Source organism: Pseudomonas marincola, from assembly GCF_900682675.2.
Classification (GTDB): domain Bacteria; phylum Pseudomonadota; class Gammaproteobacteria; order Pseudomonadales; family Pseudomonadaceae; genus Aquipseudomonas; species Aquipseudomonas marincola.
Genome location: NZ_LR215729.2, coordinates 956,870 through 980,878, shown reverse-complemented (window position 1 = coordinate 980,878; position 24,009 = coordinate 956,870). Strand labels below are relative to the sequence as shown.

Below are 24,009 nucleotides of genomic sequence, written 5' to 3'. Positions count from 1 at the left end.
ACCGTTTTGTTCTAATTTGATCTCGAAGTTCGGTTTCGCACTAATAAAAACAAAGAGGATTTCGAATGTCGCTCATCTATGACTTCGTCGTAGTGGGTGCTGGATCTGCTGGCTGTGTGCTGGCTAACCGGCTCAGCGAGAACGGGCGCTACAGCGTCTGCTTGCTCGAAGCCGGCCCACCGGATCGGTATCCGTGGATCCACATCCCTATCGGCTATGCCAAAACCATGTTCCACCCTGTCTATAACTGGGGGTTCTACACCGACCCCGATCCTGGCATGAACAACCGCCGCATCTATTGGCCGCGAGGCAAGGTGTGGGGTGGATGCAGCTCCATTAACGGGCTCATCTACATTCGCGGTCAACAGGCCGACTACGATGCCTGGGCCGACGCGGGCAACGAAGGCTGGGCCTGGAAGGATGTACTGCCGTATTTTCGTCGCAGCGAAAATAACGACCTCGGCCCCGGCCCTACCCGCGGCACAGACGGGCCACTCAGCGCCTCCAGCATCAAGGCCCGCCACCCACTCACAGAAGGTTTCATCAACGCAGCCGTTGAGCTGGGCGTTCCGCGCAGCAGGGATTTCAACAGTGGCGATCAGGAAGGTGTTGGCTACTACCAGCTGACCACCCGCAATGGCTTGCGTTGCAGCACCGCTGTCGCCTACCTGAAACCTGCACAAAAACGCAGCAACCTGACCATCATCTCGCAGGCTAAAGCCCAGCGCGTGCTGTTTGAAGGGACACGGGCCAATGCGGTGGTGTATGAGCAAAACGGCCAGCAATTCACGGTAAAAGCCAAACGCGAGGTCGTCCTCAGCGCCGGCGCCCTGCAATCGCCACAACTGCTGCAACTCTCCGGCGTTGGCCCGAGCGAGCTTTTACAGAAGTTCTCGATCCCGCTGGTAAAAGACCTCCCTGGCGTGGGTGAGAATCTGCAGGACCATCTGCAAATTCGCATGATGTACGAATGCACCCGCCCGATTACCACCAACGACGAACTGCGTTCGCCGTGGCGCAAACTGCGCATGGGCCTGCAATGGCTGTTTACCCGCAGCGGTCCGCTGGCAATCGGCATTAACCAGGGTGGCTTGTTTACCAAGGTTATTGAGCAAAGCAAGACGCCGGATATTCAGTACCATTTCGGCACGCTCAGCGCCGATTCGGCTGGCGGCAAAGTGCATCCGTTCTCAGGCTTCACCATGTCGGTGTGCCAGTTGCGGCCGGAGAGTCGCGGGTACGTGCGCATTGTCTCGGCCGATCCCAATCAGCCGCCGTCGATGCAGCCCAACTACCTGTCGACCGAGCTTGATCGCCAGATCGTAATTGCTGGGGTTCGTTACACCCGCAAACTGGCGGCCACCGGCCCGCTCAAGGACTTGATCAAACGCGAGCACCTGCCCGGCATTGAAGCGCAGAGTGACGAGCAAATCCTCGAGTTCTGCCGGCAATACGGCGCGACCATCTTCCACCCGTCCGGCACCTGCAAAATGGGTTCAGACCCATTGGCGGTGGTCGACTCACGTTTACGTGTTCACGGCCTCCAGGGCTTGCGCGTGGTCGACTGCTCGATCATGCCGACGCTGGTTTCCGGCAACACCAACGTGCCGGTGGTGATGATTGCCGAGAAGGCCTCGACGATGATTCTCGAAGATGCGCTCAAGCCGTCGCTGGCCACGGTCAACGTCAACCCGACAAAAACCTCAGAGTTGTGTGCCCACGCCTCTTGAGTCACTGCAGCAATAGAGCCGCCGTGGCGCGCGAGCTGTGCGCAAGCGGCTTGATTGCCGAGCCAAACACAAAGGAATACTGACATGTCCACGCCAAATCCCGTGCGCAAAGTCGTAATCGCAAGTGTCATAGGCGCCACTATCGAGTGGTACGATTTTTTCCTTTACGGCGTCGTCGCCGGCATCGTTTTCAACCAGCTCTACTTCCCCAGTGATGATCCACTGATTTCAACCATGCTGGCTTACGGCACCTTCGCTGTCGGCTTTTTGAGCCGGCCGATTGGCGGGGTTATCTTCGGCCACTTTGGCGACAAGATCGGTCGAAAAAGTATGTTGGTCATGACCATGATGATCATGGGCGTGGCGACCTTCTTGATTGGCCTGGTGCCCAGTTATGACAGTATCGGCATCTGGGCGCCTTTGCTCCTGCTGCTGCTGCGTGTTTTCCAGGGCATTGGCTTGGGCGGTGAGTGGGGAGGCGCGGTGCTAATGGCCTTCGAATATGCGCCGAAGCATAAGCGCGGATTCTATGCCAGCCTGCCGCAAATCGGCCTTGCCATCGGCCTTTGTCTGGCCTCGGGCGTTGTCGGTGCGCTGTCGTACTTCCTCACCGAGACACAGTTTCTCGAGTGGGGCTGGCGGATCGCCTTCCTGCTCAGCGCCGGTCTGGTATTTGTCGGCACCTGGATTCGCCTGAACGTCATGGAAAGCCCGGAGTTCGCCAAAGTCAAAGCCGACAACGCCGAAGCCGCCATTCCATTTGTCGACATGATGAAGCGCTACCCGAAGAACGTTCTCGCCGGTATGGGAGCGCGGTATATCGACGGGGTGTTCTTCAACGTATTCGGCGTGTTCTCCCTCAGTTACCTGACCCAGACCCTCAATTTACCGCGCTCCGAAGCACTTATCGGGGTCATGGTTGCGGCGGTGGTGATGTGCTTTACGATCCCCATGTTTGGCGCATTGAGTGACCGCATCGGCCGCACCCGCGTGTACTTCTGGGGTTCACTGATTACCGCACTGGCGGCATTCCCGGCCTTCTGGTTGATGATGACCAGCGAGGGCAATATGTTCCTCATCTGGATGGCGATCGTAATCCCGTTCGGGATTTTCTATGCCGCCGTTTATGGCCCGGAAGCCGCTCTGTTCTGCGAGTTATTTGACGCCAAAGTGCGCTACACCGGCATCTCGTTCGTCTATCAATTCTCAGGGATATTCGCCAGCGGCCTGACCCCGATGATTGCCACCGCGCTGATGCGCAGCAGTGACGGGCAACCGTGGACGACGTGCCTGTATGTGTTGTTCGCCGGCGCGGTGAGTGCCTACTCGGCCTGGTGGATTGGTAATCGCAAGAAATCAACAACAGCAGCGCCGCGAATGTCCACGGCGCCGGTCACCAACAGCTAAGCCACACTCCTGAAAGTTGGCTGATAAAAGCCCCGCTGCGTTAATCCGCTGCGGGGCTTTTGCTTGCCAGAACAACGCTGGCCCCATCGCAGGTCCAATGCTGGCTCTTGGCCAATCGAGCTTGCCGACTAAACTGTGCACACCTCTCCGCAGGAGAGCGGCACCCCCTTCCGAACTGCGCCTTGCACCTGACATGCAGATCGAGAATCGCTGAAAACAATAACAATCCGCCCCAATTTGCTCAGCTGAGGACTCTTCAGCCGGGTTGATTGCCGTGCGCTTGCAATGGAGCCGAATTATCGATCACTGATTTCTGAGGTAACTGCCATGACCGACTACCCAACCCTGAAAGAGATGGGCATTAGCGCTGTAGAATCAATCAAACGCTTCAGTTTGCGCCAGGAGCGTGACCGCGATGTACTGAAGATCTACTTTGAGCGTCCGGCCAGCTCATTGCGAGCACACAGCCAGAAGTTCACCTTCGCTCATCCGCGCACAGCCATCCCGGGCCAGAGTCGGCACAGCCAGGCTTACGCAGAGCTGAGCAACAGCAGCCCGGTATTATGCAGCGCACTGGCAGAACTCAAACAACTGACCACAGCTGAAGTCCCGCAACTCTCGCCCAAGGCCGAGGTATTGCAGGATCTCCAGCATCTGGAACGCGTGATGGAAGGCAAACTGGCCGAGATTCGCCAGAAAATCGAATGCCTGGCCTGAGTGTCAGGCCTGTGCGGGCGCAGCGGGTTGAGCCATCTGCGCCATTTTGCTAGCGAACAGCTGGGCCATCGCCTCGGAGTCACCACCGGCTTCATCCAGCGCCTCAACTACAGCCTGCAAGGTAGGCAAGGTCTTGGCCAGCAAGGCCTCGACATATTGCTCCGGTGTTACCTGTGTATGCGCCTCATAGCGCTGAAACAAATCTCTCAGCTGGCTGTTGAGGGCAAGGGTCAGAGTCGTGTTCGACATGCGGGAAGCCTCTTTATTGTTTCTGTCTGGCCCCATCCTTAGCGCGCACGCGCGCCTGCCATAGAGCCAGTTGCACTGCAGTTTTGGCTCCAGCCCCAGCAAAGCTCCACTGTTTAAGCCCGTTCCTGGCCCATCGTTGAATGCCAACTGGCCCCTGCCCCTGATCAATAGCGCCCATAGAATCGGTTGAACTCATTCCGTTTCAGAGGCACTGCGCATGACTGATCTGACCCTTGAATCTGCCAGCCGGCTGGTCTCTGCCCGTGAACTGTTCGGTATCGACAGCAACATGCGCGTACCAGTCCTGCTCAAGCACGATCATCAGGTGCCGGAAATCGACAGCGCCTACCGGTTTAATCCGGAAGTCACGCAAGCGGTGTTGGCAGGTTTTACCCGCAACCGTCGGGTGATGCTTCAGGGCTTGCACGGCACGGGCAAATCAACCCATATCGAGCAGATAGCGGCGCGGCTCAACTGGCCTTGCGTGCGGGTTAATCTGGACGGCCACATAAGCCGCCTGGACTTGATCGGCAAGGATGGGATTGTGTTGCGGGACGGCAAACAGGTCACCGAATTTCAGGAAGGCATTCTGCCGTGGGCGCTGCGCCGGCCAGTGGCTCTGATATTCGATGAATACGATGCCGGGCGCCCGGACGTGATGTTCGTTATTCAGCGCATTCTTGAGCGTGACGGCAAACTCAACTTGCTCGACCAGAATCAGCTGATCACCCCACACCCGCAGTTTCGCCTGTTCGCCACATCTAACACGGTCGGTTTGGGCAACCTCAATGGCTTATACAGCGGCACACAAGTGCTCAATCAGGCGCAGCTCGACCGCTGGAATATCGTCGCCTGCCTGAACTACCTGCCCCCGGCTGAGGAGCAGGCAATTGTAGCCGCGCGGGTTCCGCAACTGCTTGCCCTCTACCCTGCACAACTGCTTGAGTCGATGGTGGCGGTGGCCGGCCTGACCCGTGAGGGCTTTGCCTGTGGCGACCTATCAACACTGATGTCGCCACGCGGTGTGATTGCATGGGCCGAAAACACTGAGATATTCGGTGATCCGGCGCTGGCATTTCGCCTGTCATTTCTCAACAAGTGCGACGAAGCCGAGCGCAGCATTGTCGCGGAATACTACCAGCGCTGCTTCGATGATGAACTGCAAGAATCGGCGTTGCCGCACTTGGCGCTGGCGTGAGCAGTGACATGCAACAACCACGACGCGAGAAGCGCCAACAGCAACTCGAAGAGCTGTGCGCTGCGTCTCTGAGGGCGTTCTCCGGAGAGCGTCGCGTGCGCTATCGCGGCGCCCGACTGGAAGTCGACGGCCAGCGCGTTGCGGTGCGCGCACCGCATCTGCACCCAGATCCACAACAGGATAACTTTGCGGCCTACCGCGCCGTCGCCGACAGCCTGGCGCTGAAACTCAAGCACAGCGACCGCGCGCTTTTGCACACGCAATTACCTGCGCATCCGATTGCCCGGCTGGTATTCGAACTGCTTGAGCAACTGCGCGTTGAATCACTGGTGAGTGACTGCCATCCGGGCATGAAACGTAATCTTATGCAGCGCTACGGCAACTGGAGCCAGCAGTTTCTGGACTCAGGGCAAGCCGAAGGGCACGTCGGCCTGATGCTCTTCACTGTGGCGCAAATGAGTTGGTTCCTGCTCTGCGGCGGGCGCGCCAGCGAACAAACTGAAATGCTCATTGAAGCGCCGCGCCTGAGCCTGCTCGGCCACTTCGGCGCGCACTTCGGACTGCTAAGGCGAACGCGTAATGAACAACTACGCTTCGGCGAACATGCGCTTTGGATTGCCGATAAAGTAGTCGAACTGCTGGATCAGCTTGATGCAGAACTGCTCAATAACGATGAACGCAAAGTCTCGGAAATTGCTGAAAAATCACACCTGGCTTTTGCCTTGCTGCTCGACAGTGAGAGCGATGCAACGGGCGATGAACACGCCACGACGGCTGGCGCAGGCAGGACACGCAACGGCCACGACGCGTTCACCTACCCGGTTTTCAGCCACGACTATGATCGCGAGTTGAACGCCGCGAATCTGGTGCGCAGCGACCTGTTAAAGCAGCTTCGCCAACGCCTCGACCAGCGCGCGGCCGAACAAGGCCTGAATCTGCCGAGACTGGCCAGACGCCTGCGTAACCTGCTGGCCGAACCGCAACGCGATGGTTGGGCGTTTGCTCAGGCGGACGGTCAAATAGACGCTGGCAGACTCAGCCGCCTGATCATAAGCCCCGAGCAGCGCGAGATATTTCGCCATGAACGCGAGCGGCCGCACAGCGATTGCTGCGTGACCCTGCTGGTCGACAACTCAGGCTCAATGCGTAATCACATTGAGTCGATTGCGTTACTGGTCGACACCTTGAGTCGCGCCCTTGAATTAGCCGGCGCCAAGAGTGAGATCCTTGGCTTCACCACTGGCCAGTGGAATGGCGGACGACCGCTTAAACGTTGGCGCGCGGCAGGCCAACCGGCCAATCCTGGCCGTTTAAATGAGCTTGAGCACCGCGTATACAAAGACGCCAGCACCTCTTGGCGCAAAGCGCGGCCAAGCATTGCGGCGCTGCTGAAATCGGATCTGTTCCGCGAGAGCGTCGACAGTGAAGCCTTGCTCTGGGCGCATCAGCGGTTGCGCCGCTGTGATGCCAAACGGCGCATCCTGATCATGATCAGCGACGGCTGCCCAATGGACAGCGCCACCCATCAAACCAATGATCAGGACATTCTCGACCTGCACCTGAAACAGGTCGCACGGCAGATCGAGCAGCAGTCCGGCGTGGAATTATATGCGTTGGGCGTGGGCCTGGATCTTAGCAACTACTACCAGAACAGCCTCGAACTGGACTTGTCACAGAGCTTCGACAACCGGGTTTTCGACGAGATTTTACAGCTCTTGCACACACGCCAGTAGGCGTGCACCATCGCTGCCAACTGGCCCCTTCAGCGCCCCTTTTACGCTCATAAAAATGAGTCATTTTTTGGTGCAAACAGCTGATTTAGAGCGATTTATTGCCCCTAAACCGCGCACTTCAAACTGGCCCCAGACAGGCGCTTGATGTGGCCCTAAACAGACCTCAAACACAGGCGGATTATTGGTCCCGGTCAAACGTAAAGACGGGAAAATAATGCGGCATCGCAGACATTAGCAGCACTGCAATGCAACACACGTCTCTTCGGTTTTGCTCGAGTTTGGTCCCAGGATTTTGGAAACCGCTCGGCCTGCACTTTCGTAATCCAAAACAACTAGAACGGAGTACGCAGTTATGACAACCAGCAAACAGTTCACCCGACCGCTCGCCCTCGCCATGTGCCTACTGGCATCTGCGCTTGGCAGCAGCATGACCCACGCGAAGACCTTCCGTGTTGCAGTGGGCGACGGTGCCGGCGGCACCCAACACGAACTCGGCCTGAAGTTTGCTGAGGAGCTGAAAGCCCGTACCAACGGCAAGGATGAAGCCAAGCTATTTCTCAATGGCCAACTTGGCAGCGAAGAAGACACCGTCAGTAACGCCGCAATGGGCACCCTCGACTTCTCGATTCTGGCGATCAACAACGTCACACCGTTCTCGCCGTCCGTTGGCATTCTGACCATGCCCTACATGATCCAGAGCCTGGATGATGCCGTGGCCATGACGCAGAGCGACATCGGCAAGCAGTTGATCGACAACACCGTGCGCGATGCCGGTGTGCGAATCATCGGCTGGGCTTACTCGGGTTTCCGGGTACTGACCAACTCGAAAAAGCCGGTGAACACCGTCGCCGACCTCAAGGGTTTGCAGATTCGCGTACCGAAAAACGAAATCATGATCGACACCTATCGCGCCTGGGGAATTAACCCAACGCCAATGGCCTGGTCGGAGACGTTTACCGGCTTGCAACTGAAAGTGGTCGATGGTCAGGACAACCCGTACCTGACTGTGAACGCGATGAAGTTCGACGAAGTGCAGAAGTACGTCACCAACCTGCGCTACCTGTTCTCCATTGAGCCGCTGATTGTCAGCGAGTCGATGTTTGAAGAGCAGACTCCGGAAATGCAGCAGATCATTCTGGATGCAGGCAAAGCTGCCACCTTGCACAGTGAAAAGTGGCTGGTTGCACAAGAAGACAAGATCAAGCAAGAGCTGACCGCCAAAGGCATGGTAATCACCGACCCGGCCAATGGTGAGAAAGAATGGATCGATCTGGCAGTCAGCAAGGTGTGGCCTAAGTACTACGAGCAAATCGGCGGTAAAGATCAGGTCAATGTCGTGCTCAAGGCTCTGGGTCGCGACACCATCTAAACCGTCAGGTGCCGGCAACCCCGGCACCTGTACCCCCTTTCCCTGGTCACGGTCTGCGGCGAACTTGCTGTTCGCTGCGGGCTAATTGCTCACGCAGCACAACGCCCGCTTCTACCCTGAAGCCGAGCGTTCAGGAAGGCGATCATGAAACCTGCCAGCCGCTTCTTCAAAATTATCGACAACCTCGAGAATTACATTTGCCGGGTCCTGTTGGCCCTGTTTGTAATTATCCTGTTTGCGCAAATTCTCAGCCGTAACCTGTTCAATCACTCCCTTTCATGGACCGAGGAATTGGTTACCTACATGTTTGTCTGGTTCGCATTCTTCGGCGCCAGTTACGCGGCCAAATTAGCCGCACACAACCGCGTTACGTTCCAGTTCAAGTTGATGCCACGCAAGGTTGCTGTAGCGCTGGAAGCGCTGTCGGATTTGATCTGGGTCTGCTTCAACTGCTATTTCGTCTACCTCAGCGTGATGTTCTTCATGAAGGCCAATGTCTTCTGGAAATCGCAGACGCTGGGCATCCCGATGAAGTACCTGTATCTGGTTCTGCCAATTGCGTTCACCTTGATGACCTTGCGCGTCCTTCAGGTCAACTATTACAAGCTGGTCAAGGGCATCGATATTCGCGACCCGGAAGCCCAGGAACTGGAAAAGATCATTCAGGACTCCCAAGCCAAAAACACCCGCGAAGTAAACCAGTTTCAGGAGCGGGTCCATGGTTGATACCACGATCGTCTATATCCTTTTCGGCTCGTTCATTCTGCTATTGCTGATAGGCACGCCCATCAGCATTTCATTGGCAGTATCGGCCTTGGCCTCGTTTCTTTATCTGGGTGAGAACCCGATCAAGTTCGTCCAGATTGCCTTCACCTCTGTGGGCTCATTTCCACTGATGGCACTGCCGGCATTTATTCTCGCCGGGGCGCTCATGGAGGCAGCCGGTATTTCCAGGCGGCTTGTAACGCTGGCCGAAAGCTTTGCCGGGCCGATTACCGGTGGCATGTCTGCCGCAGCCGTACTGGCTTGCCTGTTCTTCGGTGCAATATCGGGCTCAGGCCCCGCGACCACGGCTGCCGTCGGCATGCTGATGATTCCGGCGATGGTCAAGCGCGGCTACGCCAAAGGGTACGCGTCGGCCGTTACGGCCTCATCCGGCGGGCTTGGCATCATCATTCCGCCGTCGATTCCGATGGTGATCTTCGGGATCTCGGCCATGGGCATGCTGCCACCGCCGGCTGCGGTGGAGAAGTACGGCGCCTTTGACACCGTGTCGATTCCCAAACTGTTTATTGCAGGTGTGGTGCCCGGTTTGATGCTGGCGGGCGGCTTGCTGATCATGAATTACTTTCGCTGCAAAAAACTCGGCTACACCGGCAGCAATGATGGCTGGTCAGGCAGCAAGATACGCAAGGCCATGCGCGATGGTTTCTGGTCGATGCTGGCGCCATTCGTGATTCTCGGCGGCATTTACACCGGGCTGTTTACGCCGACCGAATCTGCCATCGTGGCAATTTTCTACACCTTGTTTGTCGGCCTGTTCATCCACAAGGAACTGCGTTTACCGGAGATTTTCAAATCGCTGGAAACCACCACCTGGATCACTGGCAGGGTGCTGGTGATTCTGTTTACCGCCACAGTGTTCGGCCGCTTGTTGGTAGAAAATCAGATTCCGGCGGTGGTGGCCGACTCAATGCTGAGCCTGACGGACAACATCTACCTGATCTGGATACTGATCATCGGGTTCCTGCTGTTTGTCGGCATGTTCATGGAAACGCTGGCTGCGATCATGATTCTGACACCGGTGATTCTGCCAATCACCTACACGCTGGGGATCGATCCGGTGCACTTTGGCATCGTCCTGATCTGCTGCCTGAGCATCGGCTTCATGACGCCGCCCATGGGCGAGAACCTGTTCATTGCCTCGGGTATTTCGGGAACGGCCATTGAAGACATCTCGAAACGGGCATTGCCATTCGTGGCCATCCTGACCATCGCGACCTTCATTATCGCCTGCGTTCCCGCAATAACCCTGACCTTGCCCAGACTGCTTGGCTACTGACAACCACATGGTGCTGGCGACCCGCGATACAGGTCGCTGAACACAGCGCCATTCAGTAGCCAGGCGATACCATGCAATTGCCAACGGGCTCACTACGGTGAGCCCGTTTTCGATTCAGGGCTGCTCCAGTGCATCGACCAATGCCTTAAGAAATCGCGCGGCCTCGCCTCCCGTAACAGCGCGGTGATCGAAGGTCAGCGACAACGGCAAAATCGGGTGCACCACGACCTTGCCGGCAACCGCAACGGGTTCATCACGGATGCCTCCGGCGCCGATGATGGTCACTTGCGGCGGGACAATGATCGGGTTGGCGTAACGGCCAAACAGCGTGCCAAAGTTCGACAGCGTGATGGTCGCGCCCATCATTTCCTGCGGCGGAATCGAGCGCGCCTTAACATCCGCGCGCAATCGCGCCATGCCCTCTTTCAGGTCCTCGGCGCTACGCGCGCCAACATCACGCAGCACCGGCACAAACAGGCCATCGGGGCTATCAACCGCAATGCCAAGATCCAGGCTCTGATGCTGCTTGATCGACAGTGACTGACCGTCAAACCAGCTATTGAGTACCGGCTCGACTGTACAGGCCTGAGCGATTGCCTGAGCCAGCCGCACCATCGGGTCACGCGCTTGCTTCCAGCGATGCAAGTCGGCATCGCCGACGATCACCACCGGCACCACTTGCGCATGCGAGCGCGCCATATTGATGGCCATGCTGCGGCGCACTCCGCGCAGTTTCTCCCCGCCGAATTTATCGCGTGCCGTCTGGCTTGCCGCCTCGACATCCGCTCTGGTGATCAGGCCATTGCTGCCGCTGCCGCTGAGCCCGTCGAGATCAACGCCAACCTGCCGCGCAAACTGGCGCACGGCAGGCGTCGCACGTGCGGCCGCATGCTCACGGGTCGAAGGCGCTGCACCGATGAAAAAGTGATCTTCCTGCTCGGCTTTGCCGCCGTCCAGGCGCCCGACCACGGTGCCGGCATCCGCTTCGCCTTCGTACGCCAACAGCGGCTCACCGACATGCAGAATATCGCCCTCGTTGCCGAAGGTTTTCAGCACCACGCCATCATAAGGCGCGGGAATATCGACAATTGCCTTGGCGGTTTCGACCGAGACCAGCAACTGATCTGCCTTGACCGTATCGCCCGCAGCGACATGCCACTGAACGATTTCTGCCTCCTGCAACCCCTCACCCAAATCGGGTAATTTGAAGTTCTTCATACGGCTCTCCTGCACAGTTGAGCGCTGGCTATCAGGCGTATTCGAGCACCTCGGTGCACGCACTGAGAATGTCTGTCACCGCGGGGATGTAGAGTTGTTCCATCCGGTACAAAGGCGGTGGAATATCCGGCGCAGTTACGCGGACGATGGGCGCCTGCAAATCCAGCCATGCGCGCTCATACAAACCGGCGGCAATCTCACTGCCAACCGCGCAACTCTTCGGCGCTTCGTGAACAATCACGCAGCGTCCGGTTTTGCGCACCGAAGCCTGCAGCGTGTCCATATCCAGAGGTTTGACGCAGGCCACATCAATCACCTCGACCGAAACGCCCTGCTCGCTCAACGCAGCCGCCGCCAGCAGGCTTTCATGCACGCTGGCGCCCCAAGTGATGAGGGTCAGGTCTGCGCCTTCGCGCAAGGTGAAGCAGGTGTCCAGCGGCAAGCGTTTGCCATCGTCCACCAGCGGTTGCGGGTTCATCCGGTACAGCCGCGTCGGCTCGAGAAACACCACCGGGTCCGGGTCGTCGATGGCCGCGAGTAACAGGCCGTATGCTCTGGCCGGCGATGAAGGAATGACTACGCGCAGGCCGGGAATCTGCGCAAACATCGCTTCGGTGCTTTCGCTGTGATGTTCCGGCGCGCGAATACCGGCGCCCATTGGCGTGCGTAACACTAACGGGCATGTCAGCCGGCCACGCGTGCGATTGCGCATGCGGCTGGCATGCGACACCAGATGATCCAGCGCCGGGTAGATAAAGCCCATGAACTGGATTTCCATGACCGGTTTCAGCCCCTGCGCCGCCATGCCGACCGCCAATCCGCTGATCATGGTTTCGGCCAACGGTGTGTCGATCACCCGCTTCAAGCCGAATGCATCGCGCAAACCCTGAGTGGCGCGAAATACACCGCCGTTTACGCCAACATCTTCGCCGAGCACCACCACGTTTTCGTCTTCATTCATGGCCCGGTGCAGCGCCAGATTCACCGCCTCGAGCAGGCTTAATTTGCTTGGCTCATTCATGCTCGGCCTCCCTGCGACTGGCGCGCTCCAGCAAGTCTTCACGTTGCTCTGCGAGCGCCTGCGGCCACTGCGCGTAGACGTAGTCGATAATCGACTCGACTGGCGCCGCATCGACACCTTCGAATGCATCGACCGCTGCTTGTACCTGGGCCTGACACGTATTGATCATCGCCTGCTCGCGGCTCTCATCCCAACACTGTTGCGCCCGTAAGAACGCCTGCATGCGTTTGATCGGCTCACTCAGCCAGGCTTGCTTGACCTCGGCATCAGGCCGGTACCGGCTGGCATCGTCGGCGGTGGTGTGATCGCCCAGCCGATAACTCATGCACTCGATTAAGGTCGGGCCTTTACCTTGCCGGGCTCGCTCCAGCGCAAGGCGCGTGCGGTGATAAACCGCCAGCACATCGTTGCCATCGACCTGTTCGCCGCTGAAACCGGCACCGATTGCCTTTTGCGCCAGCGTGGCGGCAGCGCACTGGATCTTGCGCGGCACCGAGATTGCCCATTGGTTGTTATTGACGATGAACACCACGGGCAATTGCCAGGCTCCGGCGACGTTCAATGCTTCGAGAAAATCGCCCTTGCTGGTCGCGCCATCACCGCAAGTGGTGACGGTAGCCCGGTGCTGGCCACGAATTTTCATCGCGCTGGCGACGCCGCACGCATGCAAAGCCTGCGTGGCGATGGGTACGCAGAGCGGGAAGTCCTGTGCGACAGCCGGATCGGCGTAGTCGCTGCCGCGCTCATCGCCGCCCCAATAGAGCAGAATTTCCTCCATCTTCACGCCGCGCATCACTTGCACGGCAGTATCGCGGTAGTACGGCACCAGCACGTCATCGGCATGCATCGCTGCGCCGATTCCCACGCCAACGGCCTCTTGGCCCAGCGTGGGCGCATAGGTGCCAATCCGCCCAGTGCGTTGCAAGGCGACGGCCTTTTGATCAAACAGGCGGGTCAAAACCATTTGCTGGTACAAGCCAATCAGCAACTGCTGGTCATCCGCCCACGCCGGCAAGGCTTCGAGCAGTTGACCGTCTGTGGCCAGAAATTGGCTGAAGGTGATATTCAAGCTGTCCTGCATGTTTAGCTCCCCGACACCTTATGGGCGTCTGCCGATGCGTTGGCTTTTGGCCGCGGCTTCAGTGTTGCGACCTATTTTGGATACAGCAGGCGCTCTGCCAGCGCGTCTGCTACACGGGCCGGTGGACGTTTGTCGGCCTGTGCGTGGGCAAAAATTTCCGTGAGGCGCTGGCTGATCCGCGCCAGATGGGCAGTAATCGCCGGCAGCTCCTGCCCCTGATGCTGCAAGGCGACGTAGATCAGGCCGCCGGCATTGATCACATAATCGGGGGCATAAAGGATGCCCCGCGCTTGCAAGGCGTCGGATATTTCAGGATTGGCCAACTGGTTATTGGCGGCGCCGGCGATTGCACTGCAACGCAGCCTGGTTACGCTTTCGGTATTGAGCACGCCGCCCAACCCGCACGGCGACAGAATCTCGCAGGGCGTTGAGAGCAGCTCATCTGTCGGCATCGCCTTGGCGCCGAACTCTTCGACCGCCAGTTGCACGCGCCCTTGATCGATATCACTGACAATCAACTCGGCACCGGCTGCATGCAGATGCGCCGCCAGTGCGTAGCCGACGTGGCCCAACCCCTGAATGGCAACACGGATGCCCTCAAGCTCATCGCAGCCGAAGCGCGCCATCGCGGTCGCACGAATCCCGCTATACACGCCCATTGCGGTATGCGGTGACGGGTCGCCCGCCGAGGTGGTGCTAGTAACGTGCTGGGTGTACTGGGCGATACAGTCCATGTCGGCACTGGTGGTGCCGCTGTCCATTGCGGTGATGTAACGACCCTTGAGGGTTTCGATAAACCGGCCAAATGCCTCGAACAAGGCGGCGCGATCATTCACGTGCGGCGGGCGCATGATCACCGCCTTGCCGCCCCCTTGCGCCAATCCGGCCAAGGCGGCCTTGTAACTCATGCCCTGGGCTAGCCGCAGGGCATCGCGCAGGGCGGCTTGTTCATCGGGATAGGTCAGGAATCTGCAGCCGCCCAGTGCCGGGCCGAGTTGCGTATTGTGAATGGCAATAATGGCCCGCAGGCCTGTGGCCGGGTCCTGGGTCATATGCAGTGACTCAAGACGCGATGCCGACATCATGCTGAACATGGTGCGCCCCTTGCTGAACACTCAGATGAGTATAGGCCCCGCCCCGAGTCCCGACTTATCCAGCGGATATAAGCCAGCCGCTGCTGAGTAACTCTGCGCATAAGCAGGCGAAAAACTGCCATGCCCCAGCGTTTTGTCGGCTACGGCATAAAACCGTTCTGCAGCCGGCACTCAAACACTAGACGCAGCGCTCAAGGCCAGCTAAAACAGATGCATCAGAGGGTTTGCCAATGAATCCACGCGCCATGTGCATCGAGTGCCTCTCCCGCCAGCCCAGCGCTTTATTGGAGGCCGCGTTGTGGCTGGCCGCAGAGCATGATTCGACGCTGCAACCGGCCCTCGTGCTTGAGCAGTTCGGCGAACTGCAGCGCCAGATAGACGCGGCATTACCCTCACTGCCTCCACAAGAACTGGCGCAACCGCTGTTAAGACAGCTCAGCCACCAGGGCTTTCGTCAGGACGACAGTCCGCTGTTAATGCCTCGCGTCGCACTTTTGCACAGGGTCTTGCAATGGCGTTGTGGCCAGCCGTTATCACTGGCGATCATTGCCTTGGAGCTAGCGCGGCGTCTGGGAATAGCCCTGCAGGGGATTAATTTTCCCGGCTACTTCCTGCTGCGTGTTCCCGGCGCGGACCATCTGCTCGACCCGTGCAGCGGACGGCGGTTGTACCCGCAAGACCAACGCGAATTGCTGCTGCGCACTCAGGGCGCGAACGCCAAATTACAGGCCGGGTATCTTCAGGTGGCCAGCGACCAGAACATGCTCCAGCGCTTGTCGCGCAACTTGCGCGAACTGCACACGCAGGCCGATGATTATCTGGCCGCCCTGAAAGATGCCGAGCGGGTGTTGCAGTTGGGCGAACCGTCAGCGCCGGACCATCTGGCGCGCGCGCATCTGCTTGAACAATTGGAATGCCCGCAGGCGGCGCGCTTCGATTTGCAGCGCGCCATGCTCCTGACCGAAGATGAGTCGCTGCGCTATCAACTGGCGCAACGCCTGCGCGAACTTCAGCAATCGCCAGCTATTCACTGAGCCGGAACTGGCCATTACTGGCTTGCTGACACGCACAACCTGTATCAAATTCAACACAGCGTATCCAATTCGATACACGCGACGCAGATCCAGCATTCAGCGGGCCAAGCCCTGGATATAGGCCTTAACCCTGAAAGTCCGTATCGAAATCAATACAAGCAAGGTTCTCGCTGTAACCTTGAAAAGCCCTCAAACGACTGATTTTACTGGTTTTTATTGAACAAACCGGCACTGGCACTGCCCTTGCTAGATTGTTTGATTAATAGCTCGCGACCCAACCGCGAGCATCAGACCATCGCCTGCAACAGAAACAGGCGAGCCTGTCACTTGAGGAGTTCACATGAGCGAATTGCGTTTTACCGTCGAGCACGAATGGCTGCGTCAGGAAGCAGATGGCCTGATCACTGTGGGCATCACCGCCTATGCCCAGGAAGCGCTGGGTGATGTGGTATTCGTGCAATTGCCGGACACGCAAGCCTACAGCGCCGAAGCTGAAGTCGCCGTGCTCGAATCCGTCAAGGCAGCCAGTAATATCACCATGCCGCTGGACGGCGAAGTCGTTGAGATCAATGCAGAGCTAGAATCAAGCCCTGAGCTGGTCAACGAAGACCCGCTGGGCAAAGGCTGGTTCTTCCGCTTCCGCCCTGCCAACCCAGGCGCCATCGCCGACCTGCTTGACCAAGCAGCGTACGATCGCCTGCTAAACGCCAACGCTGACGCCTGAGGTTTGCTGATGACTGACCTGACGACCCAAAACGAATTTATCGCGCGCCACATCGGCCCGCGTGACGCTGATATTGAAGCCATGCTCGCGCAGTTGGGCTACGACTCGCTGGAAGCTCTGAGCGCCAGCGTTATCCCGGAAAGCATCAAAGGCACCAGCGTTCTGGGCCAGACGCCGGGCCTCAGCGAAGCCGATGCACTGGCTAAAATCAAAACCATCGCGGCCAAGAATCAGCAGTTCAAGACCTTCATTGGTCAGGGCTACTACGGCACTCATACGCCGTCACCGATTCTGCGCAACCTGTTTGAAAATCCGGCTTGGTACACGGCTTACACGCCTTACCAGCCAGAGATTTCTCAAGGTCGCCTCGAAGCCCTGCTGAACTTCCAGACCCTGATCAGCGACCTGTCCGGCCTGCCGATCGCCAACGCCTCGCTGCTCGACGAAGCCACTGCTGCCGCCGAAGCCATGACGTTCTGCAAGCGCCTGTCGAAAAACAAGGCCAGCAACAGCTTCTTCGCCTCCCAGCATTGCCACCCGCAAACCCTCGACGTTCTGCGCACCCGCGCCGAACCGCTGGGCATTGACGTGGTTGTGGGCGATGAAGCCGAAATCACCGACGCCAGCGCCTACTTCGGCGCTCTGCTGCAATACCCGGCCAGCAACGGCGATATCTTCGATTACCGCGCACTGGTTGAGCGTTTCCACGCGGCCAACGCGCTGGTTGCAGTGTCTGCCGACTTGCTCGCCCTGACCCTGCTCACGCCGCCAGGTGAATTCGGCGCCGACGTTGCCCTGGGCAGCGCTCAGCGTTTCGGCGTGCCACTGGGTTTTGGTGGCCCGCACGCGGCCTACTTTGCCACCCGCGATGCCTTCAAGCGCGACATGCCGGGCCGACTGGTCGGTGTCTCGGTTGACCGCTTCGGCAAGCCGGCTCTGCGCCTTGCCATGCAAACCCGCGAGCAACACATCCGCCGCGAGAAGGCCACCAGCAACATCTGTACAGCTCAGGTTCTGCTGGCCAACATCGCCAGCATGTATGCGGTTTATCACGGTCCTCAAGGCCTGACCCGCATCGCCAAGCGCGTGCATCAGATGACTGCAATCTTCGCTCAGGGTCTGGCCAAACTGGGCCTTGCTGTCGAGCAGGAAAACTTCTTCGACACCCTGACCATCGCAACCGGCGCACGCACGGCCAAGCTGCATGCGCAAGCGCATCAGCTGTCGATCAACCTGCGCGTTGTCGATGATCAACGTGTTGGCGTGTCGTTCGACGAAACCACCGATCAGGCGGCCATTGAAAGCCTCTGGGAAGTCTTCGCCGAGCCGGGCAACAGCCTGCCAAGCTTCGACGAGTTGGCCAAAGCCGTTGCCAACCGTCTGCCGCAAGCACTGCTGCGTCAGTCCGAGATTCTCAGCCATCCGGTGTTCAACCGTTATCACTCCGAAACCGAGCTGATGCGCTACCTGCGCAAGCTGGCCGACAAAGACCTGGCGCTGGATCGCAGCATGATTCCGCTGGGTTCTTGCACCATGAAACTCAACGCCGCCAGCGAAATGATTCCAGTGACCTGGGCCGAGTTCGGCAATCTGCACCCGTTTGCACCGGCTGAGCAGAGCCTTGGCTACCAGCAACTGACCGACGAACTGGAGGCCATGCTCTGCGCTGCCACCGGTTACGACGGTGTTTCGCTGCAGCCAAACGCTGGCTCGCAAGGCGAGTACGCGGGCCTGCTGGCAATTCGTGCCTACCACATCAGCCGTGGCGACGATCAGCGCGATATCTGCCTGATCCCGCAATCGGCGCACGGCACCAACCCGGCAACTGCCAGCATGGTTGGCATGCGCGTTGTGGTAACGGCCTGCGATGCTCGCGGTAACGTCGACATCGAAGACCTGCGCGCAAAAGCTGAAGAGCACAAAGATCGTCTGGCTGCCCTGATGATTACCTACCCGTCGACCCACGGCGTGTTTGAGGAAGGCATCCGCGAGATTGCACAAATCGTTCACGACAACGGCGGTCAGGTTTACATCGACGGCGCCAACATGAACGCTATGGTTGGCCTGTGCGCACCCGGCCAGTTCGGCGGCGACGTATCGCACCTCAACCTGCACAAAACCTTCTGCATCCCGCACGGCGGCGGTGGTCCGGGTGTTGGTCCGATCGGGGTCAAGTCGCACCTGATTCCATTCCTGCCAGGCCACGCCAACATGGCGCGCAAAGAAGGCGCGGTCAGCGCGGCACCGTTCGGCAGCGCAAGCATTCTGCCGATCACCTGGATGTACATCAGCATGATGGGCGGCGAAGGCCTCAAGCGTGCATCGCAGCTGGCGATCCTCAATGCCAACTACATTGCCCGTCGCCTCGAAGAGCATTACCCAGTGCTCTACACCGGTACTAACGGTCTGGTTGCGCATGAGTGCATCCTCGACATTCGCCCGATCAAGGACCTCAGCGGCATCAGCGTTGATGACGTCGCCAAGCGCCTGATCGATTTCGGTTTCCACGCACCGACCATGTCGTTCCCGGTAGCGGGCACCTTGATGATCGAGCCGACCGAAAGCGAATCGAAAGAAGAGCTGGATCGTTTCTGCGACGCCATGATCGCCATTCGCGAAGAAATTCGTGCGGTTGAACGCGGCGATCTCGACAAAGACAACAACCCGCTGAAAAACGCGCCGCACACCGCTCTTGAGCTGGTTGGCGAGTGGACGCACAGCTACAGCCGTGAGCAGGCCGTTTACCCAACCGCCTCGCTGATTGACGGTAAGTACTGGCCACCCGTGGGCCGCGTCGACAACGTGTTTGGTGACCGCAACCTGATCTGCGCTTGCCCGTCGATCGAAGCGTACCAAGACGCCTAAGCAACACCGACAAACGCCTGCGCAACCCGCAGGCGTTTGTTATGGGGCATCGCCCCGCCTATTGAATACCCGGCTCATCAACTGATGTTCCGTGTGGATTGGCGCCTCGATCTGTGGCGCCAACCAATAGCCGATTGCTCACCGGTAATCGGTCATGCAACACCTTGGTTTCACCCGTTTGACGATGTACTCGGGCTTCTGAAAAAAATGTTCAACGCCAACGCAACAAAGTTGGCGCAGAGTGGTTCAGAGGCAACCGACAATTCCACCTGCAACACAACTGCAAACAGCCCCTAACCAGCACAGGCCACCCCTGACGCTGACAACAACAATAAGGTGCGTTATATGGAATTTCTCAACACCCTCGTAAACACAATCAACGGACTCGTCTGGGGCCCACCCATGTTGGTGGCGATTCTCGGCACGGGCCTGTTCCTCATGCTGCGCCTCAAGTTCATGCCGCTGAGCAAAATCGGCGCTGGCTTCAGCCTGATGTGGAAAGGCCGCAAGAAGGATGATGAAACCAGCGGCGAGATCAGCCCGTTCCAGGCGCTGATGACCTGCCTCGCAGCAACCGTCGGTACCGGCAACATTGCCGGCGTGGCCACGGCGATATTCCTCGGCGGCCCCGGTGCGCTGTTCTGGATGTGGTGCACGGCGCTGGTCGGCATGGCAACCAAGTACTGCGAAGTGGTGCTGGCCGTGCATTACCGGGAGAAAGATGATCGCGGCGAGCATGTCGGCGGGCCGATGTACGCAATCAAGAATGGTCTGGGTAAAAAGTGGCTGTGGCTCGGCACCGCATTCGCCATTTTCGGCGGTCTTGCAGGTTTCGGCATCGGCAACATGGTGCAAGTCAACAGCATGGCGCACGCCCTGCAAACCACCTTCGACATTCCCCTGTGGCTAACCGGCGTGGTCAGCATGGTCGCCGTGGGTCTGGTGATTCTCGGCGGCATCAAGCGCATCGGCGTCGTTGCAGCCGCACTGGTACCGTTCATGTGCATTGCTTACATCGTCGCCTCGATTGTGGTGCTGGTGGTATTTGCCGAGCAGATCCCGAATGCCTTCAACCTGATCTTCACCCACGCCTTCAGTCCAGCAGCCGCCACCGGTGGTTTTGCCGGTGCAGCGGTGATGGCGGCGATTCGTTTCGGTGTCGCGCGCGGTATTTTCTCCAACGAAGCGGGCCTCGGCACCGCCGGTATCGCGCAAGCGGCGGGCACCACCAATAGCCCGGTTCGTTCAGGCATGATCGGGATGCTGGGCACATTTATCGACACCCTGATCATCTGCACCATGACCGGTCTGGCCATCATCTGTTCCGGCGTCTGGACCAGCGGCGTGAGTGGCGCGGCGCTTTCAGCCTCGGCATTCGAGTCGGCCATGCCCGGCTTTGGCGGCGCATTCCTGAGCATTGCGCTGGTGGTCTTTGCGTTCACCACCATTCTTGGCTGGAGCTATTTCGGCGAGAAGTGCTGGGAGTTCATGGTCGGCACCAAGGCAATCATGCCGTTCCGGATTATCTGGGTACTGGCCGTGCCTTTTGGCGCCATAGCCCAACTCGACTTCGCTTGGCTGCTGGCCGATACGCTGAATGGTTTGATGGCCCTGCCTAACCTGCTTTCGTTGCTGCTGCTGAGCCCGATCGTAGTCAAGCTGACCCGCGATCATTTCAACCCGAACATCGTTGAGCGCAGCGTCGAATCCCTGCAACGCTAAATCATCTTGCGCGGGCGATAAGCGCCCGCGCCTTCTTGAAGGACACCGCAATGTTCTACAAAAGCCTGACTCTGAATGATTACGACCCTGCGCTGGCCCACGCCATTGCTGCTGAAGAGCAGCGTCAGGAAGACCATATCGAGCTGATTGCCTCGGAAAACTACACCAGCCCAGCGGTAATGACCGCGCAAGGCACCGGCCTGACCAACAAGTACGCCGAAGGCTATCCGGGCAAGCGCTACTACGGCGGCTGCGAGCATGTAGACATCGTCGAAAGCCTGGCCATTGAGCGCGCCAAGCAACTGTTCGGCGCTGACTACGCCAACGTCCAGCCGCACTCGGGCTCGTCCGCCAACTCGGCGGTCTATCTGGCGCTGCTGCAAGCTGGCGACACCATTCTCGGCATGAGCCTGGCGCATGGCGGCCACCTGACTCACGGCGCCAAAGTCAGCTCATCCGGCAAGCTGTATAACGCGGTGCAATACGGCATTGATGATCAGGGCCTGATTGATTATGCCGAGGTTGAGCGACTGGCTGTCGAGCACAAGCCGAAAATGATCGTGGCTGGCTTCTCGGCTTATTCGCGCACGCTGGACTTCCCGCGCTTCCGTGAAATCGCCGATAAAGTTGGCGCTTATCTGTTCGTCGACATGGCCCACGTGGCCGGCCTGGTTGCCGCTGGTTTGTACCCGAACCCGCTGCCGTACGCGGACGTGGTCACAACCACCACCCACAAGACCCTACGCGGCCCGCGCGGCGGCTTGATTCTGGCCAAAGCCAACGCCGAGATCGAGAAGAAACTCAACTCGGCGGTTTTCCCAGGCGGCCAGGGCGGCCCGTTAATGCACGTTATCGCGGGTAAAGCGGTGTGCTTCAAAGAGGCGATGGAGCCTGCGTTCAAAACCTATCAGCAGCAAGTGATCAACAATGCCCGCGCCATGGCGGAAGTATTTGTGGGTCGCGGCTATGAAGTGGTGTCCGGCGGTACCGATAACCACCTGTTCCTGCTCAGCCTGATCAAGCAGGGCCTGACCGGCAAAGCGGCCGATGCCGCGCTCGGCGATGCGCACATCACCGTCAACAAGAACGCCGTGCCCAACGATCCGCAGTCGCCGTTCGTGACCTCGGGCATTCGTATCGGCACGCCAGCAGTCACCACCCGCGGCTTCAAGGAAGGCGAGTGCCGCGAACTCGCTGGCTGGATTTGCGACATTCTCGATGAACTGGATAACCCGGCAGTTATCGAACGTGTACGCGGTCAGGTCGCGCAGCTGTGCGAAACCTTCCCGGTCTACGCTGACTAAACCGCAGGTTAAGTCATTGATGCGACCAGCGCCCGACGTTGGTCGCGGATAAATCGAGGTTATATGTCACTCAGTGTTTTTGACTTGTTCAAGATAGGCATCGGCCCTTCCAGTTCGCATACGGTTGGCCCCATGCGCGCGGCTGCCCGTTTTGCCGAAGGCCTGCGCCGTGACGACCTGCTGCAATCGACGGCCAAGGTATGCGTTGAACTCTACGGCTCACTCGGCGCGACCGGCAAAGGCCACGGCAGCGATAAAGCGGTGCTGCTGGGCCTGCTCGGCGAGCACCCGGACAGCGTCGATACAACGACGATCGAGCAGCGGCTGAGCGAGATTCGCAAAGCCGGCGAGATCCCGTTGCTCGGTGAAAAGACCATCCGTTTTGTCGAGAAAGAACACCTTGCGATGATTCGCAAACCGCTGCCCTTTCACCCCAACGGCATGATTTTCCGCGCCTTCGATGAAGCCGGTTTGCAAACCCGCAGCCGCGAGTACTACTCGGTTGGCGGCGGTTTTGTGGTCGACGATGAAGCCGCCGGGGCGGATCGCATCGTCGAAGACAAAACCCAGCTGGCCTACCCCTTCACCACGGCCAAGCAACTGCTTGCCCACTGCGCTGAACACAAGCTGTCGATCAGCCAGGTGATGCTGGCCAATGAAGCGGCGTGGCGCCCTGAAGCGGAAACCCGCGAGCGCCTGCTGCACATCTGGCAAGTGATGCAGGACTGCGTCAACGCCGGCTGCAACAACGAAGGCATCATGCCGGGCGGGCTCAAGGTCAAACGCCGCGCAGCCGCTCTGCACCGGCAACTGTGCAAACACCCGGAAGCCAATATTCGCGATGCACTCAGCGTACTCGACTGGGTGAACTTGTACGCCTTGGCGGTTAACGAAGAAAACGCCAGCGGCGGGCGCGTGGTTACCGCGCCAACTAACGGTGCGGCAGGCATCATTCCCGCCGTGCTGCATTACTACACGCGCTTCATCAGCGGCGCCAACGATGACGGCGTGATCAACTTTCTGCTCACCGCTGCGGCAATCGGCATTCTCTACAAAGAGAACGCCTCGATCTCGGGCGCCGAAGTGGGCTGTCAGGGTGAAGTTGGCGTGGCGTGTTCGATGGCAGCCGGGGCGCTGTGTGAAGTGCTGGGCGGCACGGTGGAACAGGTCGAGAACGCTGCCGAAATTGGCATGGAGCACAACCTTGGCCTAACTTGCGATCCGGTAGGCGGCCTGGTTCAGGTGCCGTGCATCGAGCGTAACGCGATGGGCTCGGTGAAGGCGATCAACGCTGTGCGCATGGCCCTGCGCGGCGACGGCCAGCACTTCATCTCGCTGGATAAAGTGATCCGCACCATGCGCCAGACCGGCGCTGACATGAAGAGCAAATACAAGGAAACCGCGCGTGGCGGTTTGGCTGTAAACATTATCGAATGCTGAAAACACGTGGCAGCCAGCGCGCTGCGGCGTAAAGAATACCA

Annotated in this window: 19 protein-coding genes; 14 read left to right on the top strand and 5 right to left on the bottom strand. The window is 58.8% G+C overall.

Annotated features, from left to right (window positions below; all coding sequences use genetic code 11):
- Window positions 1–65: 65 nt before the first annotated feature.
- From PMYSY11_RS04475 to PMYSY11_RS04465, 3 genes are all read left to right on the top strand, one after another.
- Window positions 66–1,730: a GMC family oxidoreductase gene (locus tag PMYSY11_RS04475; protein ID WP_150548421.1), complete on the top strand. Its 1,665-nt coding sequence runs from the start codon at window positions 66–68 to the stop codon at window positions 1,728–1,730.
- 84 nt (window positions 1,731–1,814) lie between these two features.
- A complete protein-coding gene (locus PMYSY11_RS04470) occupies window positions 1,815–3,137 on the top strand; it encodes an MFS transporter (protein ID WP_069901095.1) in 1,323 nt (440 codons plus the stop codon).
- A 327-nt stretch (window positions 3,138–3,464) separates the two neighbouring features.
- Complete coding sequence (locus PMYSY11_RS04465; RefSeq protein WP_069901279.1) at window positions 3,465–3,854, top strand: DUF3461 family protein; 390 nt, start codon at window positions 3,465–3,467, stop codon at window positions 3,852–3,854.
- 3 nt (window positions 3,855–3,857) lie between these two features.
- Here the strand turns inward: PMYSY11_RS04465 and PMYSY11_RS04460 are convergent, their stop codons facing one another.
- Window positions 3,858–4,103, bottom strand: coding sequence for a hypothetical protein (locus PMYSY11_RS04460; protein WP_150548420.1), 246 nt, complete (start codon window positions 4,101–4,103; stop codon window positions 3,858–3,860).
- A 217-nt stretch (window positions 4,104–4,320) separates the two neighbouring features.
- On the opposite strand from PMYSY11_RS04460, the gene PMYSY11_RS04455 reads away from it, so the two are divergent.
- The 5 genes from PMYSY11_RS04455 (at window position 4,321) to PMYSY11_RS04435 (ending at window position 10,465) form a co-directional block, all read left to right on the top strand.
- Window positions 4,321–5,301 carry an AAA family ATPase gene (locus tag PMYSY11_RS04455; RefSeq protein WP_090514159.1) on the top strand — a complete coding sequence of 327 codons (981 nt, stop codon included), beginning with the start codon at window positions 4,321–4,323 and terminating at the stop codon, window positions 5,299–5,301.
- A gap of 8 nt (window positions 5,302–5,309) precedes the next feature.
- On the top strand, window positions 5,310–7,034 hold the full coding sequence (locus PMYSY11_RS04450) for a cobaltochelatase CobT-related protein (protein ID WP_150548419.1): 1,725 nt from the start codon (window positions 5,310–5,312) through the stop codon (window positions 7,032–7,034).
- A 352-nt stretch (window positions 7,035–7,386) separates the two neighbouring features.
- Entirely contained in the window at window positions 7,387–8,403 is a 1,017-nt protein-coding gene (locus tag PMYSY11_RS04445; RefSeq protein ID WP_090514165.1) for a TRAP transporter substrate-binding protein, read from the top strand.
- Between the two features lie 144 nt (window positions 8,404–8,547).
- A complete protein-coding gene (locus tag PMYSY11_RS04440) occupies window positions 8,548–9,129 on the top strand; it encodes a TRAP transporter small permease (protein WP_150548418.1) in 582 nt (193 codons plus the stop codon).
- Window positions 9,122–10,465 carry a TRAP transporter large permease gene (locus PMYSY11_RS04435; protein WP_069901085.1) on the top strand — a complete coding sequence of 448 codons (1,344 nt, stop codon included), beginning with the start codon at window positions 9,122–9,124 and terminating at the stop codon, window positions 10,463–10,465. The genes PMYSY11_RS04440 and PMYSY11_RS04435 overlap by 8 nt, the downstream gene beginning before the upstream one ends.
- A 114-nt stretch (window positions 10,466–10,579) precedes the next feature.
- Here the strand turns inward: PMYSY11_RS04435 and PMYSY11_RS04430 are convergent, their stop codons facing one another.
- The 4 genes from PMYSY11_RS04430 to PMYSY11_RS04415 all read right to left on the bottom strand — a co-directional run bounded on the left by PMYSY11_RS04430 (window position 10,580) and on the right by PMYSY11_RS04415 (window position 14,879).
- The gene (locus tag PMYSY11_RS04430) at window positions 10,580–11,683 is read right to left on the bottom strand and encodes a dihydrolipoamide acetyltransferase family protein (protein ID WP_150548417.1); all 1,104 of its coding nucleotides are present in this window, start codon (window positions 11,681–11,683) and stop codon (window positions 10,580–10,582) included.
- A gap of 31 nt (window positions 11,684–11,714) precedes the next feature.
- A complete protein-coding gene (locus tag PMYSY11_RS04425; protein ID WP_150548416.1) occupies window positions 11,715–12,704 on the bottom strand; it encodes an alpha-ketoacid dehydrogenase subunit beta in 990 nt (329 codons plus the stop codon).
- Window positions 12,697–13,785, bottom strand: coding sequence for a pyruvate dehydrogenase (acetyl-transferring) E1 component subunit alpha (gene pdhA, locus PMYSY11_RS04420; protein WP_150548415.1), 1,089 nt, complete (start codon window positions 13,783–13,785; stop codon window positions 12,697–12,699). Before pdhA ends, PMYSY11_RS04425 begins: the two co-directional genes overlap by 8 nt.
- Window positions 13,786–13,856: 71 nt before the next feature.
- The gene (locus tag PMYSY11_RS04415) at window positions 13,857–14,879 is read right to left on the bottom strand and encodes a Leu/Phe/Val dehydrogenase (protein ID WP_150548414.1); all 1,023 of its coding nucleotides are present in this window, start codon (window positions 14,877–14,879) and stop codon (window positions 13,857–13,859) included.
- Window positions 14,880–15,109: 230 nt separating this feature from the next.
- On the opposite strand from PMYSY11_RS04415, the gene PMYSY11_RS04410 reads away from it, so the two are divergent.
- The 6 genes from PMYSY11_RS04410 (at window position 15,110) to PMYSY11_RS04385 (ending at window position 23,968) form a co-directional block, all read left to right on the top strand.
- Window positions 15,110–15,913 (top strand): SirB1 family protein, encoded by an 804-nt coding sequence (locus PMYSY11_RS04410; RefSeq protein ID WP_150548413.1) that lies wholly within the window; start codon window positions 15,110–15,112, stop codon window positions 15,911–15,913.
- Window positions 15,914–16,253: 340 nt separating this feature from the next.
- The gene (gene gcvH / locus PMYSY11_RS04405) at window positions 16,254–16,637 is read left to right on the top strand and encodes a glycine cleavage system protein GcvH (protein WP_090514183.1); all 384 of its coding nucleotides are present in this window, start codon (window positions 16,254–16,256) and stop codon (window positions 16,635–16,637) included.
- A gap of 9 nt (window positions 16,638–16,646) precedes the next feature.
- Entirely contained in the window at window positions 16,647–19,502 is a 2,856-nt protein-coding gene (gcvP, locus tag PMYSY11_RS04400) for an aminomethyl-transferring glycine dehydrogenase (RefSeq protein WP_069901071.1), read from the top strand.
- Between the two features lie 345 nt (window positions 19,503–19,847).
- Window positions 19,848–21,224, top strand: coding sequence for an alanine/glycine:cation symporter family protein (locus tag PMYSY11_RS04395; protein WP_069901069.1), 1,377 nt, complete (start codon window positions 19,848–19,850; stop codon window positions 21,222–21,224).
- Between the two features lie 50 nt (window positions 21,225–21,274).
- Window positions 21,275–22,528 (top strand): serine hydroxymethyltransferase, encoded by a 1,254-nt coding sequence (gene glyA, locus PMYSY11_RS04390; RefSeq protein ID WP_069901067.1) that lies wholly within the window; start codon window positions 21,275–21,277, stop codon window positions 22,526–22,528.
- A gap of 63 nt (window positions 22,529–22,591) precedes the next feature.
- The gene (locus tag PMYSY11_RS04385; protein ID WP_090514192.1) at window positions 22,592–23,968 is read left to right on the top strand and encodes an L-serine ammonia-lyase; all 1,377 of its coding nucleotides are present in this window, start codon (window positions 22,592–22,594) and stop codon (window positions 23,966–23,968) included.
- Window positions 23,969–24,009 lie beyond the last annotated feature (41 nt).

Excerpts from the sequence above, each read along its gene's own strand:
- PMYSY11_RS04470 (WP_069901095.1), top strand. The coding sequence starts at position 1,815 with ATGTCCACGCCAAATCCCGTGCGCAAAGTCGTAATCGCAAGTGTCATA.
- PMYSY11_RS04430 (WP_150548417.1), bottom strand. The coding sequence starts at position 11,683 with ATGAAGAACTTCAAATTACCCGATTTGGGTGAGGGGTTGCAGGAGGCA.
- PMYSY11_RS04410 (WP_150548413.1), top strand. The coding sequence starts at position 15,110 with ATGAATCCACGCGCCATGTGCATCGAGTGCCTCTCCCGCCAGCCCAGC.
- gcvP (WP_069901071.1), top strand. The coding sequence starts at position 16,647 with ATGACTGACCTGACGACCCAAAACGAATTTATCGCGCGCCACATCGGC.
- gcvH (WP_090514183.1), top strand. The coding sequence starts at position 16,254 with ATGAGCGAATTGCGTTTTACCGTCGAGCACGAATGGCTGCGTCAGGAA.
- PMYSY11_RS04415 (WP_150548414.1), bottom strand. The coding sequence starts at position 14,879 with ATGTTCAGCATGATGTCGGCATCGCGTCTTGAGTCACTGCATATGACC.
- PMYSY11_RS04455 (WP_090514159.1), top strand. The coding sequence starts at position 4,321 with ATGACTGATCTGACCCTTGAATCTGCCAGCCGGCTGGTCTCTGCCCGT.
- PMYSY11_RS04385 (WP_090514192.1), top strand. The coding sequence starts at position 22,592 with ATGTCACTCAGTGTTTTTGACTTGTTCAAGATAGGCATCGGCCCTTCC.
- PMYSY11_RS04465 (WP_069901279.1), top strand. The coding sequence starts at position 3,465 with ATGACCGACTACCCAACCCTGAAAGAGATGGGCATTAGCGCTGTAGAA.
- PMYSY11_RS04440 (WP_150548418.1), top strand. The coding sequence starts at position 8,548 with ATGAAACCTGCCAGCCGCTTCTTCAAAATTATCGACAACCTCGAGAAT.
- PMYSY11_RS04425 (WP_150548416.1), bottom strand. The coding sequence starts at position 12,704 with ATGAATGAGCCAAGCAAATTAAGCCTGCTCGAGGCGGTGAATCTGGCG.
- PMYSY11_RS04435 (WP_069901085.1), top strand. The coding sequence starts at position 9,122 with ATGGTTGATACCACGATCGTCTATATCCTTTTCGGCTCGTTCATTCTG.
- PMYSY11_RS04460 (WP_150548420.1), bottom strand. The coding sequence starts at position 4,103 with ATGTCGAACACGACTCTGACCCTTGCCCTCAACAGCCAGCTGAGAGAT.
- PMYSY11_RS04450 (WP_150548419.1), top strand. The coding sequence starts at position 5,310 with ATGCAACAACCACGACGCGAGAAGCGCCAACAGCAACTCGAAGAGCTG.
- PMYSY11_RS04395 (WP_069901069.1), top strand. The coding sequence starts at position 19,848 with ATGGAATTTCTCAACACCCTCGTAAACACAATCAACGGACTCGTCTGG.
- PMYSY11_RS04445 (WP_090514165.1), top strand. The coding sequence starts at position 7,387 with ATGACAACCAGCAAACAGTTCACCCGACCGCTCGCCCTCGCCATGTGC.
- PMYSY11_RS04475 (WP_150548421.1), top strand. The coding sequence starts at position 66 with ATGTCGCTCATCTATGACTTCGTCGTAGTGGGTGCTGGATCTGCTGGC.
- pdhA (WP_150548415.1), bottom strand. The coding sequence starts at position 13,785 with ATGCAGGACAGCTTGAATATCACCTTCAGCCAATTTCTGGCCACAGAC.
- glyA (WP_069901067.1), top strand. The coding sequence starts at position 21,275 with ATGTTCTACAAAAGCCTGACTCTGAATGATTACGACCCTGCGCTGGCC.